The organism is Echinicola arenosa (assembly GCF_014841125.1).
Classification (GTDB): Bacteria; Bacteroidota; Bacteroidia; order Cytophagales; family Cyclobacteriaceae; genus Echinicola; species Echinicola arenosa.
Genome location: NZ_JACYTQ010000002.1, coordinates 101,495 through 119,136, shown reverse-complemented (window position 1 = coordinate 119,136; position 17,642 = coordinate 101,495). Strand labels below are relative to the sequence as shown.

13 protein-coding genes are annotated in these 17,642 nt (G+C 42.0%); 11 read left to right on the top strand and 2 right to left on the bottom strand.

Annotation, left to right across the window (positions count from 1 at the left end):
- Positions 1–21: 21 nt before the first annotated feature.
- Entirely contained in the window at positions 22–963 is a 942-nt protein-coding gene (locus IFO69_RS05415; protein WP_192009068.1) for a glycoside hydrolase family 43 protein, read from the bottom strand.
- Between the two features lie 367 nt (positions 964–1,330).
- On the opposite strand from IFO69_RS05415, the gene IFO69_RS05410 reads away from it, so the two are divergent.
- From IFO69_RS05410 to IFO69_RS05395, 4 genes are all read left to right on the top strand, one after another.
- On the top strand, positions 1,331–2,425 hold the full coding sequence (locus IFO69_RS05410; protein ID WP_225444014.1) for a glycoside hydrolase family 43 protein: 1,095 nt from the start codon (positions 1,331–1,333) through the stop codon (positions 2,423–2,425).
- Positions 2,426–2,438: 13 nt separating this feature from the next.
- Positions 2,439–3,476 carry a glycoside hydrolase family 43 protein gene (locus tag IFO69_RS05405; RefSeq protein WP_192009067.1) on the top strand — a complete coding sequence of 346 codons (1,038 nt, stop codon included), beginning with the start codon at positions 2,439–2,441 and terminating at the stop codon, positions 3,474–3,476.
- Positions 3,477–3,733: 257 nt separating this feature from the next.
- Positions 3,734–4,714, top strand: coding sequence for a glycoside hydrolase family 43 protein (locus IFO69_RS05400; protein ID WP_192009066.1), 981 nt, complete (start codon positions 3,734–3,736; stop codon positions 4,712–4,714).
- 37 nt (positions 4,715–4,751) lie between these two features.
- A complete protein-coding gene (locus IFO69_RS05395; protein ID WP_192009065.1) occupies positions 4,752–5,750 on the top strand; it encodes a glycoside hydrolase family 43 protein in 999 nt (332 codons plus the stop codon).
- 10 nt (positions 5,751–5,760) lie between these two features.
- Here IFO69_RS05395 and IFO69_RS05390 read toward each other — a convergent pair whose 3' ends face one another.
- Positions 5,761–6,927, bottom strand: a complete 1,167-nt coding sequence (locus IFO69_RS05390) for a helix-turn-helix domain-containing protein (RefSeq protein ID WP_225444013.1) — start codon at positions 6,925–6,927, stop codon at positions 5,761–5,763.
- Between the two features lie 244 nt (positions 6,928–7,171).
- Here IFO69_RS05390 and IFO69_RS05385 point away from each other — a divergent pair, with 244 nt between their 5' ends.
- The 7 genes from IFO69_RS05385 (at position 7,172) to IFO69_RS05355 (ending at position 17,596) form a co-directional block, all read left to right on the top strand.
- Positions 7,172–10,141 (top strand): SusC/RagA family TonB-linked outer membrane protein, encoded by a 2,970-nt coding sequence (locus IFO69_RS05385; RefSeq protein ID WP_192009064.1) that lies wholly within the window; start codon positions 7,172–7,174, stop codon positions 10,139–10,141.
- A 26-nt stretch (positions 10,142–10,167) separates the two neighbouring features.
- Positions 10,168–11,841, top strand: a complete 1,674-nt coding sequence (locus IFO69_RS05380; protein ID WP_192009063.1) for a RagB/SusD family nutrient uptake outer membrane protein — start codon at positions 10,168–10,170, stop codon at positions 11,839–11,841.
- Positions 11,842–11,960: 119 nt separating this feature from the next.
- On the top strand, positions 11,961–12,767 hold the full coding sequence (locus tag IFO69_RS05375) for a 3-keto-disaccharide hydrolase (RefSeq protein WP_394354459.1): 807 nt from the start codon (positions 11,961–11,963) through the stop codon (positions 12,765–12,767).
- Positions 12,768–12,772: 5 nt separating this feature from the next.
- Positions 12,773–13,663, top strand: coding sequence for a glycoside hydrolase family 16 protein (locus tag IFO69_RS05370; RefSeq protein ID WP_225444012.1), 891 nt, complete (start codon positions 12,773–12,775; stop codon positions 13,661–13,663).
- Between the two features lie 84 nt (positions 13,664–13,747).
- Positions 13,748–14,986, top strand: a complete 1,239-nt coding sequence (locus IFO69_RS05365) for a DUF2264 domain-containing protein (RefSeq protein ID WP_192009061.1) — start codon at positions 13,748–13,750, stop codon at positions 14,984–14,986.
- 8 nt (positions 14,987–14,994) lie between these two features.
- Complete coding sequence (locus tag IFO69_RS05360) at positions 14,995–16,353, top strand: BNR repeat-containing protein (protein WP_225444011.1); 1,359 nt, start codon at positions 14,995–14,997, stop codon at positions 16,351–16,353.
- 31 nt (positions 16,354–16,384) lie between these two features.
- Positions 16,385–17,596, top strand: a complete 1,212-nt coding sequence (locus IFO69_RS05355) for a glycoside hydrolase family 88 protein (protein WP_192009060.1) — start codon at positions 16,385–16,387, stop codon at positions 17,594–17,596.
- The last annotated feature ends 46 nt before the right edge of the window (positions 17,597–17,642 follow it).

Here is a 17,642-nt window from a genome sequence, read left to right as displayed (position 1 = left end):
GAAGGCTTTATTAGGTAAGTTTTAGTTCTTTAAAAGAGATTTTAGATTCTCAAATTCTTCATTGGAGATCTTAAATGCCGTTCCATGTCGGGTTCCTTTCGGAAAATGTATTTGATCAGATATATCCTCCCAGTTTTCAAAATCTGTACTTGAAACGGCTCCCATTTTATGGTCTCTGTACTTGTCAAAATAGACGATACAGCGGTCGCCTACCATAAGTGGAGTAGGACCCTCCGCCCAGTAGTTGCCAGTGATGGGAGGTCCTGCTTTCGGGTATCCTTTCGTCAGTTTATCGCTTTTGGTCACCCTGATGTTTTTGGCTGGGGGCGTGCGGGTTTCATCTTTTACAAACATCACATACTCATCTTTATGCTTGATGATGGTGCCGTCAATCACATTAAAACCTGGCTCATAGAATAGTTTGGTTTTGCTGAACTCTTTGAAATTCTTGGTAGTGGTGTAATACATCCGATGGTTGTAGGCACTTTCCAAACTGTCCTGGGTCTCAGGATAGCGACCAGTGATGGTGGTGGACCAAAAGATCATGTATTGGTCTTTTTTGTCATCGTAAATGATTTCTGGCGCCCATGTATTTCGAGCACCATTTTCGTGTTCCATCACAGGGATAAATTGTTGTTCAGACCAATGCACCAAATCTTCAGAAGAGGCATAGCCCAAGCCTTTTTCATTCCAGCTTACCGTCCAGACCATGTGAAATTTACCGTCTCCACCTCGGATGATACATGGATCCCGCATGAGTTTGTCCCCTCCTGCTCTAGGCTGAAGGATACTTTTATTGTCATTGAGTGCTTTCCAGTGAAGTCCATCCTCACTAAAGGCCAAGTGTAGGCCGTCTTCTCCATTGCCCATAAAAAAGGAAAATAGATAAACCTCATCTAATTGTGCGAAGGACGGTAACAAACTGATAAGGTATAAGGTAAACAATAGACTCATTTTTTTCATATGGAAATAAATTAATGAATAAGTAACCAAAATAGTGCCTTCCCTGTCATAAAGCAAAGAACAGTACAGTACAGCAGGGTGTTTTAAAAGGAGTTTTAGAATAAATTAATCGATGGTTGGTCGAAATTTTGCAATAAAGTGTTAAATTGACAATTAATTAATATGAATATCCGTAATTCTACCAGTAAAGATTAAAAGCGCGTAGAAACTACCCTTTTGAATAAAGTATCAACTGCTTCGGTCTTCAGACTTCAGTTCTACGTGGCAGTTAGACAGGCTTCCGACCACTCAGCAAAGGATGTATGGTTACGGGCATCTTAGCGGATAATCAGATTAATTAAAACTGTAAACCCTTAATACAACTATAATGAAAAGATTGTCGCTATGGCTATCCATATTCTTCTTGTTATTTTTTCAATGTCAATCCCAGAATTCTAAAGAAGGGAATCAACAAGCATCTTCTCAACCAAAGCCTGGTATCTCAAGGGATCAAGCACTCAGCAGCTATTTAATGGTCTATTTTAAAGATGATGATCACAGCCTTCATATGGCTTTGAGTGCAGACGGCTATTCCTTTACGGATATCAACAATGGAAAGGCTGTTATTGCTGGTGACACCATAGCAGAACAAAAAGGTATTCGTGATCCACATATTTATCGCGGCCCTGATGGTGATTTTTATCTGGCCATGACAGATCTACATATTTTTGCGCAAAGAGATGGACTACGGGATAGCGAATGGCAGCGTCCGGGCGAAGAGTTTGGCTGGGGCAATAATAGAGGGTTTGTATTGATGAAATCCAGTGACCTGATTCACTGGTCAAAAGCCAATGTGATTATATCGGATGCGTTTGAAGGGTATGACTCAATAGGGTGTGCCTGGGCCCCAGAAACCACCTATGATGAAGAAGAGGGGAAATTGATGCTGTACTATACCATGCGCTGGAAAAACGGTCTTAATAAGATGTACTACAGTTTTGTTAATGATGATTTTGATCAATTAATCACCGAACCAAGGCTGATTTTTCAGTATCCAAAGGAAGTAAGTTATATCGATGCGGACATCACAAAGGTAGGCGATCTGTATCACATGTTTTATACTCCGCATGATGGGATTCCGGGAATCAAACAAGCTGTTTCTGATCAAGTTCATGAAGGCTATGAGTATGATTCTATTTGGTATGATTCAGAACCGAAAGCCAGTGAGGCTCCCAATGTTTGGAAAAGAATTGGTGAGAAAAAGTGGGTTTTGATGTATGATATATATGGCATTCAGCCCCATAATTTTGGCTTTCGTGAAACAAGCGATTTTAAGCATTTTGAAGATCTTGGGCATTTCAATGAAGGTGTGATGAAGGCTACTAATTTCTCTTCACCCAAGCATGGTGCGGTTATCCATTTGACTGGAGAGGAAGCAAAAAAACTTGCTGATCACTGGGGATTGGAAATGAACTTTGACTAAAAATGACCATAAAATGAAAAGTACGTATTCAAAAAAGAGTCGCATTGGCTTTATGGTGTTTTGGCTTTGTTTCTTGTTTTCATGTTCAGACCCTAAGGAGCAATACGATGGCTATCTTTTTGCTTATTTTGAAGGATCAGGTGAAGCTGAAAAGCAAGAGCAATTGCGGTTTGCTGTTAGTGATGATGCGGTTCACTGGAAAGCACTTAATAACAATGAGCCTATCATCGCTTCTGATAAGATTTCCCAGACCGGCGGAATCCGCGATCCCCATATTTTAAGGGGAACAAATGACCAGTATTTTTACATGGTAGCGACTGATATGTTTACCAAGAAAAATGGTTGGGACAGCAATCCTGGAATTGTTTTGATGAAATCGGATAATTTACTGGACTGGACACCTTCATGGATAGATTTGGAGAAGACTTATCCGGAGCGGTTTAAAGAGATTAAGTGGGTTTGGGCTCCTCAGACCATTTACGATCCTGAGGTGAAAAAGTACCTGATTTATTTTACTGTTCGATTTTATACCAATGACAAACTGGATTTTTACAGTGCTTATGCCAATGAAGATTTTACTGGCTTTGAATCACCCCCTGAATTGATGTTCAGTGCAAAATACGGTGCCATAGATGGTGATATTGTGGAGAAAGATGGAATATATCACTTGTTTTTTAAGGGCAATACAAAAGATGAAACGGGCTATGAGTTTGAAAATGGAATTCAGCAAGCCACCAGCACATCTTTGCAAGGACCATGGAAAGAGGATTTCAAATACTTGGATGCCTATGCTGGCGAACCCACTTTGGTGGAGGGTTCTTCCGTATTTAAACTTAATGGCAAGGAGGAATATTTCTTGATGTATGACCTCTACACCAGTCAGCGGTATGAATATCAAATCAGTAACGATTTGGTGAATTTTTCAGATACTACTGGAACATTCACCAAAGACTTTAACCCAAGGCATGGGAGTGTGATCAGTATCACTAAGGCCGAGGCTAGGAATCTGCAAGAAAAGTGGGGAGGAGTTCCTAGATCATTACTAGAGTAAAGCGTATTAGGTCGCAAGTAGTATGAAATGATTTCGATAGCGAAAACGCCATTAAATTCGACGCTGAGCTTGTCTAAGGACTTAATTTTGGAGCTTAAATGAGGAACAAGTGCGATGATGTACATAAATTAAAGCCTGCTATGAACAATCAAATCTCTGTCAAAGCACATAATATCAAAGAGGTGCGAGGGTAGGTCAAATGACGAGCAAAATGAAATTTATTAGATTTTAGAAATAGCTATTGTAAAACCAAACACATGAAACTTTCTATTGTTAACCGATTTTCCATCTGGTTCTTTTTGCTTCTCTTTGGAAGTATGTTACAGGCACATAGCCAAGATTCGCTATACCGTTTCAAGGCCAAAGGCAATCCCGTTATTACCCATAAATTTACTGCTGATCCAGCGGCCATTGTTGAGGATGGTACCTTGTGGATGTATACAGGACACGATTTTGAAGGTAGGCAGAAAGGCTATAAAATGAAGGATTGGTGCGTTTTTTCCACCACAGATATGCAAAATTGGACGGAGCACCCCGTTCCATTGAAAATTACTGATTTCAGTTGGGCGAAAAGTGGAGATGCCTTTGCAGGTCATGTGGCCAAGAAAAATGGTAAATATTATTGGTATATCAGTACCAACTGGACGGGCATAGGTGTGGCAGTTAGTGATCACCCTGAGGGGCCCTTCAAAGATGCGCTGGGCAAACCTCTCTTGACCAATGAGGACTGTTTTGCCTCAGATCACTCTTGGGCCTGTATTGATCCTGCAATTTTTACCGATGACGATGGTCAGTCTTGGATATTTTGGGGCAACGGCGAATGTTATTATGCCAAGCTCAAGGATAATATGATTGAGATTGATGGAGAAATCAAACAGGTCAAATTTGAAGGTTTTGTCTTTGAGGAAGCTCCTTGGATCCATCAAAAGGACGGGAAATATTACCTAACTTATGCTTCCGGCTTCCCGGAAAAAATCGCCTATGCTATGGCGGATCAAATAGAGGGGCCTTATGAATACAAAGGGATTTTGAATGAAATTGCTGGGAATAGTAATACCAATCATCAATCCATTGTGGAATTTAAAGGCAATTGGTATTTCCTTTACCATAATGGTGGAATGCAGCGAGAGGGGAATAGTTACAGTAGATCAGTTTGTATCGATAAGTTGGTGTATAATCCAGATGGCACTATCAAGCGAGTGGTCATGACTTCAGAAAGTGTTCCTCCATTAAAATAAGTAAATCACGAATGTAAATAACCATAAAACAATCACGATGAGTAATTATAAATGTTTGCTGTTTTTGTTCTGTTTGGCACTTAATGTTTTGCCATCTCAGGTACAGGGACAAAGAAGGGTTAGGGACAATATTCCTTTGGATTCCATTAGACTCAGCGATCCATGTATACTGGCCGATCAAAAAACGGAAATGTATTATATGACCGGGACAGGGGGCTGGTTGTGGAAAAGCAAAGATTTGAAAAACTGGTCGGGCCCGTACCGGGTGGTAGAGACAGATCCCGATTCATGGATGGGAGAGCGCCCTGCCATTTGGGCAGCGGAACTCCATCATTATCAAGGGAAATACTATAATTTTGCCACTTTTACCAATAATGATATCATCATTGATACGGTGGCTGAAACCAAAGTTCCTCGCCGGGCGAGCCATGTGCTGGTTAGTGATCAAGCGGATGGACCATATAAGCCTATTGGGAATGAGGACTATTTGCCAGAAAACTGGGCCACTTTGGATGGTACTTTTTGGGTGGATAAGGATGGGAAACCGTATATGGTTTTTTGTCATGAGTGGCTGCAAACTGGAGATGGGACCATGGAAAAGATCCTTTTGAAGGATGATTTGAGTGGAACAGTGGGAGAAAGTAAGCTTTTGTTTTTGGCTAGTGATTCACCGTGGAGTAGGGGACGTAAAGATGGAAAAGTAGTACCCAATGTAGTGACCGATGGTCCTTATCTTTTCAGTACTGAAACCGAACGTCTGGGTATGATCTGGACGAGTTGGGTTTTTGATGAATATACTCAAGGAGTGGCCTATTCCAAAAGTGGAACACTAGATGGTCCTTGGATCCAAGAAGAAAAACCGATCACTCCTCCTAATTTTGGTCATGGGATGCTTTTTCAAACTTTTGATGGAAAATGGTTGATGGCAGCACATAGCCATCGGGACGAGAATGGAAGGTATATTCGAATTCCCCACTTATTTGAAGTGGATTTGTCGGGAGATCAGTTGGTAATAGTACAGCCTTATGTTCCCTAATGAGGAAGAACTATTCTTCCTCCAAAACATCCCAAAGCAGTAATTCCAGCTCCATGCTGGTCCTTTCTTTACCTTTGACCAAGAAGATGGCGGTGAAATGCTCCGAGTCTTTGATCAAATTTTTGAATTGGTTATTGAGCCATTCGGTGTCTGTGAATTTCTCAGTAGTGGCTTTTACACCAATATCGTGATCAGAGAAGAAAACAAATTGTTCGGTGTCATTTGGACCATTATATCTTGAAACCACCGCATGTTCGTAAACTTGTCCATCGTCCACACTTAAGTTGATCAGGGTGTCGATGCTTCGGTCAGGGTCCCTAAAGTCAAGCATTCCACGGTTGATGGAGATATGGGGGTTGGCATCATTAAAAAAGTCAATAAATGGATTTCCGTTTTTAATAGGGCCGATGTAAATAGAGTTTGATTCGGTGATGTCCTTGATGGATGTCTGAGAGCTAAATAAAATATTGAAATCATTGTCTTTTCGATGAAAAAGTCGAGAGATGTTCATGGTGCCAGTAGCGGCCATGCCCGTAACATAGGGATAGTTGGCTGGATTGATCATGCCTTTTTTCTCAGGGTTGTCTTCCAGGTAGCGATAATAGTCTTCTAAGTTATTGATATTGTAATCCCTGTTCCATCCAATTGCACCAGTGGCGGTTTCTCCCATTATACCAAAAAAATCACCAATAAATAGCTTGGTTTCTTTCCCATTGTCAAAATAGACTTGCCAAAGCGGGATATTTTCTTTTCTGCTGAGCAGCCAAAAGGCCACGGCAAGTAGTAGCACAAAAGCGGCAACTCCTATACCCAGTATGGCTAGGCTTGAGGCTGTTTTACCCACTTGGTTTTTAAAGTAGTTGACTTGGTATTGCCCTTTTTTTATTTGCACTTTCCAGGCATCATCAGCCCCTTCTTCCTGATAATATTTGTCCAGTTTTTTTCGCAGATGATAAACATTAACACGGATATGTGCGGCACTCTTTTCATCTTCATAGGACTTCCCATAGAGCTCCATGCCAATCGTGGTCTCTTTTAAATCTCTTCCTGCAAGGGTTGCTTCTGCAAGAAACTTCAGTAGTACGCAGCTAGAAGGAGCTCTATTGAAAGTCTTACTTTTTATAATATTTTCAATTATTTCGAGCTTTTCCTTATTGTCCAATTTAGCTTGTTTCATTTTTGCGGGCATTAATCTTCATAATAAGCCTGTAGGGCTTCTAAAGGCATTTGTTTAACCGTTAAGATTACCGTTAAATAAGTGTTAAACTTACATTAATTGTTTTAAATAGCCATATTTCAATTGTGAATTTGAAGGAAAGAAAAAGTCCTTCGAGGTTTTTTTAAAAAAGAATTCGAAGACGGGCATTTTAAAAGTACTGATGATTTACCCAAGAAAAATTAACAATATAACCTTTAAAATTATGAAGCACTATGTATTAAAAATGGTGGGGATTTTGATCATATCCTGCCTTTTCTGCTCCTCATTGCTAGCGCAAACAGAGAACAGGACAATTACCGGAGTCGTCATTGACGAATCTACACAAGAGCCCATCCCAGGGGCGACGATTTTAGAGCAGGGCACCTCTAATGGTACTGCAACAGACTTAGATGGAAAATTCACCTTATCACTAACGACGGAAAATGCAGTGCTCAACATTTCATTTATTGGTTATGAGAGCAAAGTAGTAACGGTGGGTAATGCATCTGAACTTTCGATAGGCTTAAGCGAGGATGTTGGCCAACTAGACGAAGTGGTCGTTGTAGGATATGGAACTCAAAAAAGGTCAGATATCACAGGTTCGGTCGCTTCGGTTCCTAAAGACCGGTTAAGCAATTTACCTGTAACTAACCTCACCCAGGCGATTCAGGGTACCACGGCAGGTTTGACAGTCAGTCAGGGTTCGTCTGTACCCGGTAGTACTGGAGGTCTTCAGATTCGGGGCGTTAACTCCATTAACGCCAATACCAGTCCATTTTTGGTGGTTGATGGATCACCATTTTTTGGTTCAATCAATGATTTGAATGCGAGTGATATTGAATCCATAGAGATCTTAAAGGACGCTTCGGCCGTAGCTATTTATGGTACGCGGGGTGCCAATGGGGTAATCTTGGTGACTACCAAAAGGGGAAACCAAACAGATGGAACACCAAAGATCAATTATAGTGGTTATGTGGGGTTTGAAGGAATGTCCCACGTACTTGACCCCATGAGCCCAGATGCTTATGTGCAGAAATATGCAGATTATCTAACCGCTAATAATCAGCCTCAAACCAATGTACTTCCCAATGCCTCTGAAGTGGAGAATTACGAAGCAGGTATTACAACCGATTGGTTGGATGAGGCCACACAGCCTGGTCGAATTTCTGAGCACAACTTGAGCATTTCTGGTGGTACCCAAAAAATTCAATACTATGTATCAGGAAGTCACCTCAAGCAAAAAGGGGTGGTCAAAGGATATCAATATGCGCGAACAAATTTCAGAACCAATATTGATGCAGAAATCACAGATTGGCTGAAAGTGGGTACTTCTTCCTTTTTTACGGACAACAATTACGATGGTGGTAGGGTCAATTGGTTGGAAGCAACTGCTATGAGCCCATATTCGGTTCCTTATGATGAAAATGGAGAATATGTTATTTTCCCAATGAATCCTGAGCAATTATTCAAAAACCCGCTTTTAGGGCTGACTACAGACCGTTTGGATAGAAGGAGAACCCTTTCTGGTTCAGGATATGCTGATATTACACCGGGATTTGTAGAAGGGCTTACCTATCGATTCAATGCCACTTACGTATATAATTTTGATCGTTTTGCAGGGTATACCGGAAGACAGTTTAATGATCAAAATGGGACAGCTGATGTTTCCAATACAGAGCGTGCCAACTGGGTGGTAGAGAATATCCTGACTTATGCCAGAGACATTGAAAAGCACCATTTTGATGTTACGGCATTGTACAGTGCGCAAAGCGTGGAATACTTCAGGTCTGCAGGTCAGTCCAGAGGCTTTATCAATGATGCCCTTTCGTACAACGGCATGGAAGCAGGTACCACACAGGCAACCTGGTCTGATGCCAACAACTATACTTTGCTTTCTCAAATGGGAAGGTTGAATTATTCGTATGACAGTAAGTATTTGGTGACTGTTACCGCTAGGAGAGATGGTTATTCTGCTTTTGGAGCCAATACCAGTAAGTATGGTCTTTTCCCGTCTATGGCTTTGGGATGGAATATCCACAATGAAGATTTTATGCAAAATCATTCAGGATTGGGTGAGTTGAAGCTGAGGTTCTCTTATGGTCAGTCTGGTAATCAGGCCATCGATCCTAACCAAACTGTTTCTACTGCCAATACGGTATTGCAGCCATTTGGAGGAGCCGCTCAAGTAGGCGTATTGTATAACTCACTTGGTAACGCCAATCTTACTTGGGAAACGACCACTTCTGCTAACTTGGCCTTGGACTTTGGTTTTCTTCAAAACAGAATCCGTGGTACGGTGGAAGTATATAAAACCAATACAGAGGATATTCTACTAAGAAGAAATCTCCCAACGATTACAGGGTATAATAATGTGTGGGCCAATCTTGGTGAAATGCAAAACAAAGGTTTTGAGCTGACCCTTAATACCGTGAATATTGAAAATTCGGACTTTTCTTGGGAAACATCCCTGAACTTCTCCACCTATAAAAACGAGATCGTTGATCTTTATGGAGATGGTAAAGATGATATTGGGAACCAATGGTTTATTGGTCAGCCTTTGCGGGTGATCTTCGATTATGAGAAAACCGGCATATGGCAAGAAGGAGAAGATGCTTCTTCAGTAGATCCTGTGGCACAACCTGGAGACCTTAAATTTAAGGATCAGAATGGTGATGGGCAGATCACTGCAGAAGACCGTGTGATTGTAGGACAAAGAGATCCAAAGTGGATCGGAGGCCTTACCAATACCTTCCGATACAAAAACTGGAACTTAAGTGTTTTCATCCAAACTTCTCAGGGTGGACTCAAAAGCAACAGAGACCTTACCTATGCGGATGAGGCATGGAGAAGAAACCTTCCGGCAGATTACCAATATTGGACTCCGGATAACCCTAGTGACTACTGGCCTTCCTTGTCAGCATACAATCGCTACAGAGGTTTCCAGTTTGCCGAAGACTACAGCTATGTAAGGATCAAAGACGTGAGATTGAGCTATATGGTACCGCAAACCTTTTTGGATCGGTATAACATTGGTAGTTTGACCCTTTATGCGGCGGGAAGAAACCTACATACCTTTACAAATTGGTTTGGCTGGGATCCTGAAAACAACCAGGTATCCCGAGGATCTAATGGTTGGGAAAATAACTACCCATTGATCAGAACATTCTCCTTTGGTCTAAATTTAACCCTTTAATAACCCATTGAATTATGAAAATTCCAATGAAAAAACATATAAAACTATTCTTCAGTGGCCTGTGTTTAATGGGCGTTTTGTCCGGATGCGGTGAAGATTTTCTGGATGAAGAAGTGCTGGACAGTTATGCGCCAGAAGTGTTAAAAGACGCACTCGGCTTTAAAGCTGCCGTGATCGGTTTGCACTATCAATATGGCACGATGTTTACCACTACCGATGACCAAACCATCCGTGGAGTATGGCAATTAGGTACTGATATTGCCTGGGCGCCAGCAGGTCGGTCCAATGGTGATGCAAGGCCTCACTTTGACTATGACGTCCTTAACTCGACAGATAATGCTGCCCGAAAAATATGGGGGGCATATTATAGGCTGATCAATAATGCCAACATCCTGATCCAGAGTACTTCAGGAGAGTCTGTCGCTGGTGTTACAGCAGATGAAATGGCTATTTTTAGAGCTGAAGGGAAGTTCTTCAGAGCTTTAGCTTATCACAATTTGGTGACCCATTTTGGTGATGTTCCACTGTTGACGGAGCCTTTATCTGCCCCCAAAACAGATTTTGTGCGAACAGCAGTCGCCGAGGTGGACAATGTCATCGAGGAAGATTTGCTTGAAGCAGTGGAGTTTTTGCCAAATATTGGTGATGCACCCGAAGGCGGCCGAGCTAATAAGGAAATGGCCAGACAGCTTTTGGCAGAAGTATACCTAAGAATGGGAGAAGATGCCAAAGCGGAAGCACAATGCACAGAAATTATCAATGGCGGTAGATTGAGCCTGGTACAAGACAGGTACGGGGTTCGAGCCAATGATCCCGGAGATGCCTTTTCGGATATGTTCCTTTTTGGAAACCAAAGAAGAAGTCAGGGTAATACAGAAGGCATATGGGTATTGGAAGCTGAAAATCCAGCAGATGTGACTGGCGGAAGTTCTGGATCCCCTCAACAAAGGAGGATATGGGTAGCTTCTTATCATGACCTTCCTGGAATGCATCCATCTGACACTACTGGTGGAAGAGGAATTGCCAGAATCAGGCTGAACAATTGGGTAGTGTATGACTTGTACGAAGAAATGGACATGAGAAATTCGAAGTACAATTTGAAAAGAACCCTATACTTCAATAATCCTGAGGCAAAATATGATGCCATCAGAGGGCAAGAAGTACCTTACGGTGTCGATTCCGAATTTGTTTTGAGCGACGGTTCATCTGTGAAAATATTCGCCGCGGATACCGTTTACAAGTATGTTCCATATACCCTCAAGTGGGGTCAATATGATGAAAGAGATAATTTCGGTTATGGTATGTGGAAAGATTTTATCCTCATGAGGTTAGGAGAGACTTATCTTTTGAGAGCTGAAGCAAGGTTTAAACAAGGAAATTTGGATGGTGCAGCAGCAGATATCAATGTTTTGAGAGACCGTGCAAATGCCAGCTTGGTGAGTAGTGCTGATATTGATTTGGATTTTATCTTGGACGAAAGGGTGCGTGAGTTGTTGGCGGAAGAAAACAGAAGAAAAACCCTTGTCAGAACAGGTACATTAGTCGAAAGGGCGACCAGATTAACAGGAACCACACCTTTAGCAGGTGGCGCTATTGAAACTACAAATGGCTTGGAGGACTATAATATGTTGATGCCAATTCCACAAACTGAAATTGATTTGAATAAAGATGCTGATCTAGGTCAGAATACAGGTTATTGATAAGGTTAATGATTGGCTGTCCAAAGAGAATATATGCTTTATCTTTGGGCGGCCAATTTTTCTATAAGGAAGTCTTAAGCTATTTTAGTGATTTACTAAATGTAAAGCAGCAAATGAACATGAAGATTTTAGGACTTGCCGTGGTAAGTTTCCTTGCGGGCGCAGCTTGCACCTCCTCACAAGAAAAAGATTTAGAAGCGTCCAAAGAAGAATGGAAAACGCTTTTTAATGGTAAAGACTTGGACGGGTGGATTCCAAAAATTCATCACCACGAATCAGGAGAAAATTATCGAGAAACTTTCCGCGTTAAAGACGGAGCAATCTTGGTAAAGTACGATGGTTATGATGAAGGCTTTGATGAACGCTATGGCCATTTATTTTATAAAAAACCTTTTTCTTCCTTTCATTTAAAATGGGAATACCGATTTACAGATGAATGGCTCGAAGATGCCCCAAGTTATACTTATAGAAATAGTGGTGTGATGTTCCATTCCCAATCTCCAGAAAGTCAGTTGAAAGAACAGGATTGGCCGATTTCTGTGGAATGGCAAATGCTGGCAGAAGCAGAAGAAGGAGTACCGAGACCTACAGGAAATATGTGTTCGCCGGGGACTGAAGTCTATTTTGAAGGAGAAATGGATCCAAGACATTGTATCAATTCAACTTCTGAAACTTACAAATGGGATGAATGGGTTAAAGCGGACCTCATTGTTTATGGTGACTCTTTGGTAATTCATTTGGTCAATGGAGATACTGTTTTGCAATACACACGCCCACAAATTGGAGGTGGTGTAGCTCATGGATTTAATCCAGATTTGAAGGTCGATGGACAGCTTTTAAAAGAAGGATACATAGGGCTTCAATCTGAAGGACAAGGAGTAATGTTCAAAGAGATAAAAATTAAGGACTTATCCGTAGAGGAGTAAACGGCATGAGAACCCAAGCAATACATTTATTATTCCTTTTGCTATCTGCTTTCATGTCATGGTCTTGCTCCAGTGTAAAAAGCAAGAGCAAAGAAAATCCCCACCATGCTTCCCAAAAAGTGGGATATGAATTGGTTTGGCAGGATGAATTTGACTACGAGGGTAAGCCGAATGAGGCCTTTTGGTCCTATGAAACCGGTTTGGTAAGAAATCACGAATTACAATATTATCAAGCCGAAAATGCCCAAGTGAGCAATGGCTTATTGGTGATTGAAGGCAAAAGAGAAGAAGTAAAGAATGCACGTTATGATGCCAAGAGCCAAGATTGGCGAAGGAATCAAGCGTATGCACACTACAGTTCTTCCAGTATCAATACAAGAGGGAAAAAAGAATTCAAATATGGTCTGATTGAAGTCAGAGCCAAAATCGATACAGCCTTGGGCATGTGGCCTGCCATTTGGACATTGGGTGTCTCAAAAGGATGGCCGGCTAATGGAGAAGTGGATATCATGGAATATTATCGGGTAGATGGGAAAGCCACCATATTGGCCAATGCCGCCTGGAAAAAAGCGGGAGGTCAGTACGCCTCTCAATGGGATGAAGAGAAAATCCTTTTCAGCAAATTCCTGGAAAAAGACCCGGACTGGCCCAGTAAGTTTCACATATGGAAAATGGACTGGACCGAAGATTATATCAAACTATACCTTGATGATGAGCTGCTAAACGAGGTGGACCTGAAGACTACTATCAACCCTGATGGCTTTAATCCTTTTCATCAGCCCCATTATATTTTGCTCAATTTGGCCATTGGAGGCAATGGTGGAGATCCGACGAACACCCGTTTTCCGAGGACCTATCAAGTGGACTATGTGCGTGTTTATCAGAAGGATAAATAACCTAACCGTGAAAAAAGGGTGGGGTGAACCGCATTTGATGGATGTTGAAATATAGTCCAAAGTAATAAAATGAATAGATTCAAGATGAGAAAAAATAAGATTCAAAAAGGACTTTTATTGGGATTGCTATTGCTGTGCCAAGCTTCCTTTGCTCAGGGAACTGGAGAAAATAAAGGTGAAGCACAATCTCGGGAGTATTATGTGGAAGTGTTGACTAAAATTGCAGACCCTGTCCTATCGGCGTTGAGCAAGCAGGAGCTTAAAGCGACCATGCCGGTAGAAAAAACCAAAGATGCCTATGGAGGTAGAGAGCAGGTAACTTACTTAGAAGCTTTTGGTCGACTTTTAGCGGGGATAGGACCTTGGCTAGAGCTTGGTCCTGACGATACCCCTGAGGGACAATTGAGGAAAAAATACATCCTTTTGGCGCAACAATCCATCCACAATGCTACGGATCCTGAATCAGCAGACTTTATGAACTTCACCGAAAACGGGCAACCTTTGGTGGATGCGGCATTTTTTGCACAGGGACTTTTAAGAGCGCCTACCCAACTTTGGGAGCCTCTTTCCCCGGAAACTAAAGCCAATGTCATTGCCGCATTGAAGTCTTCAAGGGTAATTTCTCCCTTTTACAGCAACTGGTTGCTGTTTACCGGAATGGTAGAAGCAGCGTTGCTGAAGTTTGATGGAGAAGCGGATATGGTAAGATTGGCCTATCCCATTAACAAACATAAAGAATGGTATTTGGGCGATGGGATGTATGGTGATGGTCCTGAATTTCATTGGGATTATTACAACAGTTTTGTCATTCAACCCATGTTATTGGACATTACCAAAGTGCTGAAAGAAAAAGATCTAGGAATGGGTAGAGACTTTGATCTTTTCTTGGAGCGCGCCCAAAGGTACGCGGCCATTCAAGAAAGGCTGATCTCTCCAGAAGGGACTTATCCAATCATTGGAAGGTCAATGGCTTATCGTTTTGGCGCTTTTCAATGTTTATCCCAAATAGCCTTATGGCAAGAATTGCCCGATAAAGTAAAGCCTGCTCAAGTGAGAGGTGCCCTAGCATCTGTTATCCGGAGGCATATGGAGGCAGAAGATATGTTTGATGACCAAGGATGGTTGACTTTAGGCTTTTATGGCCATCAACCGGAAGTAGCGGAACCTTACATTTCTACGGGAAGCCTTTATCTCTGTGCAGAGGTCTTTTTGGTATTAGGGCTTCCTGCAAATGCTCCTTTTTGGGCTGATCCAGCAGTGGACTGGACCCAAAAAAGAATATGGTCAGGTGGTGATGCCACCCGTGATCATGCCGAACGATAGAAAAAACAATGCAAGAGCTGTATCAAGTCCAAAATAAATTTGAAGAGGATAAAATGAGTAGAATCGTCGCAAGCAGTATATTGATTTTGATAGTAGGCCTATTGTCTGCTTGCATCAGCAGTAAGCCCTTTGGTTCATCGGTAAATGAAACGGTTGTGGGAAAAGGTTGGGCCAACAACTCTGTCAATGCGGTGATTTTTAGAAGGAATTCCATAACAACCTACAAAGACACACAGTTTACCGCTTATTATGATTCAAGTAGCCATTTGGTTTTGGCAAAGCGGAAATTGGGTAGTGATGAGTGGGAAGTAAATCAAACGACCTTTACTGGCAATACGGCAGATGCGCACAATACCATCAGTATTGCCCTTGATGGTGAAGGGTTTCTTCACGTCAGTTGGGATCATCATAATAATCCTTTGCATTATGCCCAAAGCAAGGAAGCTTTGGGTTTGGAATTAGGTGAAATGCAATCCATGACAGGGAAGCTGGAGCAGGATGTTACCTATCCGGAATTTCACAACCTGCCCAATGGAGATCTCCTTTTCTTTTATCGATCAGGTGAGTCTGGAAGAGGTAATTTGGTCATGAACAGATATGATGTTAGTACCAAGCAATGGCGGCAAATCCACGATAATTTGATAGATGGTGAAGGGGAACGTAATGCCTACTGGCAGGCCTGTGTGGATCAGCAAGGTACCATTCACCTGTCTTGGGTATGGCGGGAGACCTGGGATGTTTCCACCAATCACGATTTAGCTTACGCCAAATCTGAAGATGGTGGGAAGACTTGGATGAAGTCCAATGGAGCAGCTTATAACTTGCCCATCAATTTACAAAAAGCTGAATATGCATGGGAAATTCCCCAGAATAGTAGTTTGATTAACCAAACAGCTATTTATGCTGATAAAAAGGGGAACCCCTACATTGCTACTTATTGGAATCAAAACGGAAAGACCCAATATCAGGTGGTCTATAAACATGATCAGGAATGGAAGAGGGCTAGCCCGGAATTTAGATCAACGACTTTTCAGCTTGGAGGCGGTGGAACCAAGAGAATCCCTATCTCAAGACCTCAGGTTTTGGTAAAACAAAAAGGAAAGCAAACTCAGCTTTATTTACTGTTTAGAGATGAAGAGCGAGGCAATAAAGTGTCCATGGCCTATTCGCCAGATCTCCATGAAAACCAATGGGAATTGATCGATTTGACTAAGGAGACGGTAGGACAGTGGGAACCGTCTTATGATATTGAATTATGGAAACAACGCCAACGGCTCCAGTTATTTGTCCAAAGGGTAGAGCAAATCGACGGCGAGGGCTTGTTGGAGGGTTTGGTGACGCCCGTGAAAGTCATCGAAGTAAAATAAAAGAACAACCTATTAAACGGAAAATAAATTGATGAAAAAGCACTTGTTTGGATTGGTAGTAGCATCGGGCTTGCTGGCCAGTTGTGGGCAAAACACAAATGGATCCCAACATAAGGAAGATTTGGAAGTGGAGGAAGTAAATCTCAGCAAACAAATCAGTAGTACCTTTGACAGGGCTAATGAGCAGTATAAGTACATGATGACCCGGTTGCCGGAAGACAAATTTCCTAAAACGTATCATCCTAAAACAGATCGATTCGAGGCAAGTGGATCGGGGTGGTGGTGCAGTGGATTCTACCCTGGGACCCTATTGTATTTAGATGAATACCATAAAGATGAAGCCATAAAAAATGAAGCGTTACGTGCCCTGGATCTATTGGAAAAGGAGCAGTACAATACTTCTACCCATGATTTGGGCTTTATGATGTATTGCAGTTTTGGCAATGCTTTTCGCCTTGATCCCAATCCAGCCTACAAAGACGTGTTGATTCAAAGCGCCAAATCCCTTTCCAGCCGCTTTAGCGAGAAGGTTGGAGCGATCAAATCCTGGGATTCAAGGGAAGGAGATTTTTTGGTAATCATCGACAATATGATGAATTTGGAGTTGCTGTTTTGGGCGACAGCCGCTACGGGTGATTCTACTTATTATGATATTGCTATCAAGCATGCTGACACCACCTTGAAGAATCATTTTCGCGAGGACCATAGTTCTTATCATGTGTTGAATTATAATCCAGAAACAGGAGAAGTCAACAAAAAAAGAACTGCTCAGGGATACGCTGATGAATCAGCTTGGGCAAGAGGTCAGGCTTGGGGTTTATATGGTTACACGGTGATGTACAGGGTGACCAAAGACCAAAAATACTTGGATCAAGCAGTTGCCATTGCTGAATTTGTACTCAATCATCCAAATATGCCCGATGATAAAATTCCCTACTGGGATTTTGATGCACCCCAAATTCCCAATGAACTTCGGGATTCATCTGCGGGCGCCATCATGGCGTCGGCTTTATTGGAGCTTTCGGGCTATGTAGATGCTGATAAATCAGAGAAGTATTGGGGAAATGCCAAGGAAATGATCACTACCTTGACAGGCCCGGAATATATTGCAGCAGCAGGCACCAACGGAGGATTTTTACTGAAACATGGTGTTGGCCATATTCCTGAAAATTCCGAGATAGATGTACCGCTTACCTATGGAGACTATTATTTGGTCGAAGCGATGTTGCGTTACGTTCAATAGTGGCTCTTGCCCCATGTTGAACAGGGTGGAAGTGGGTGATTAAATG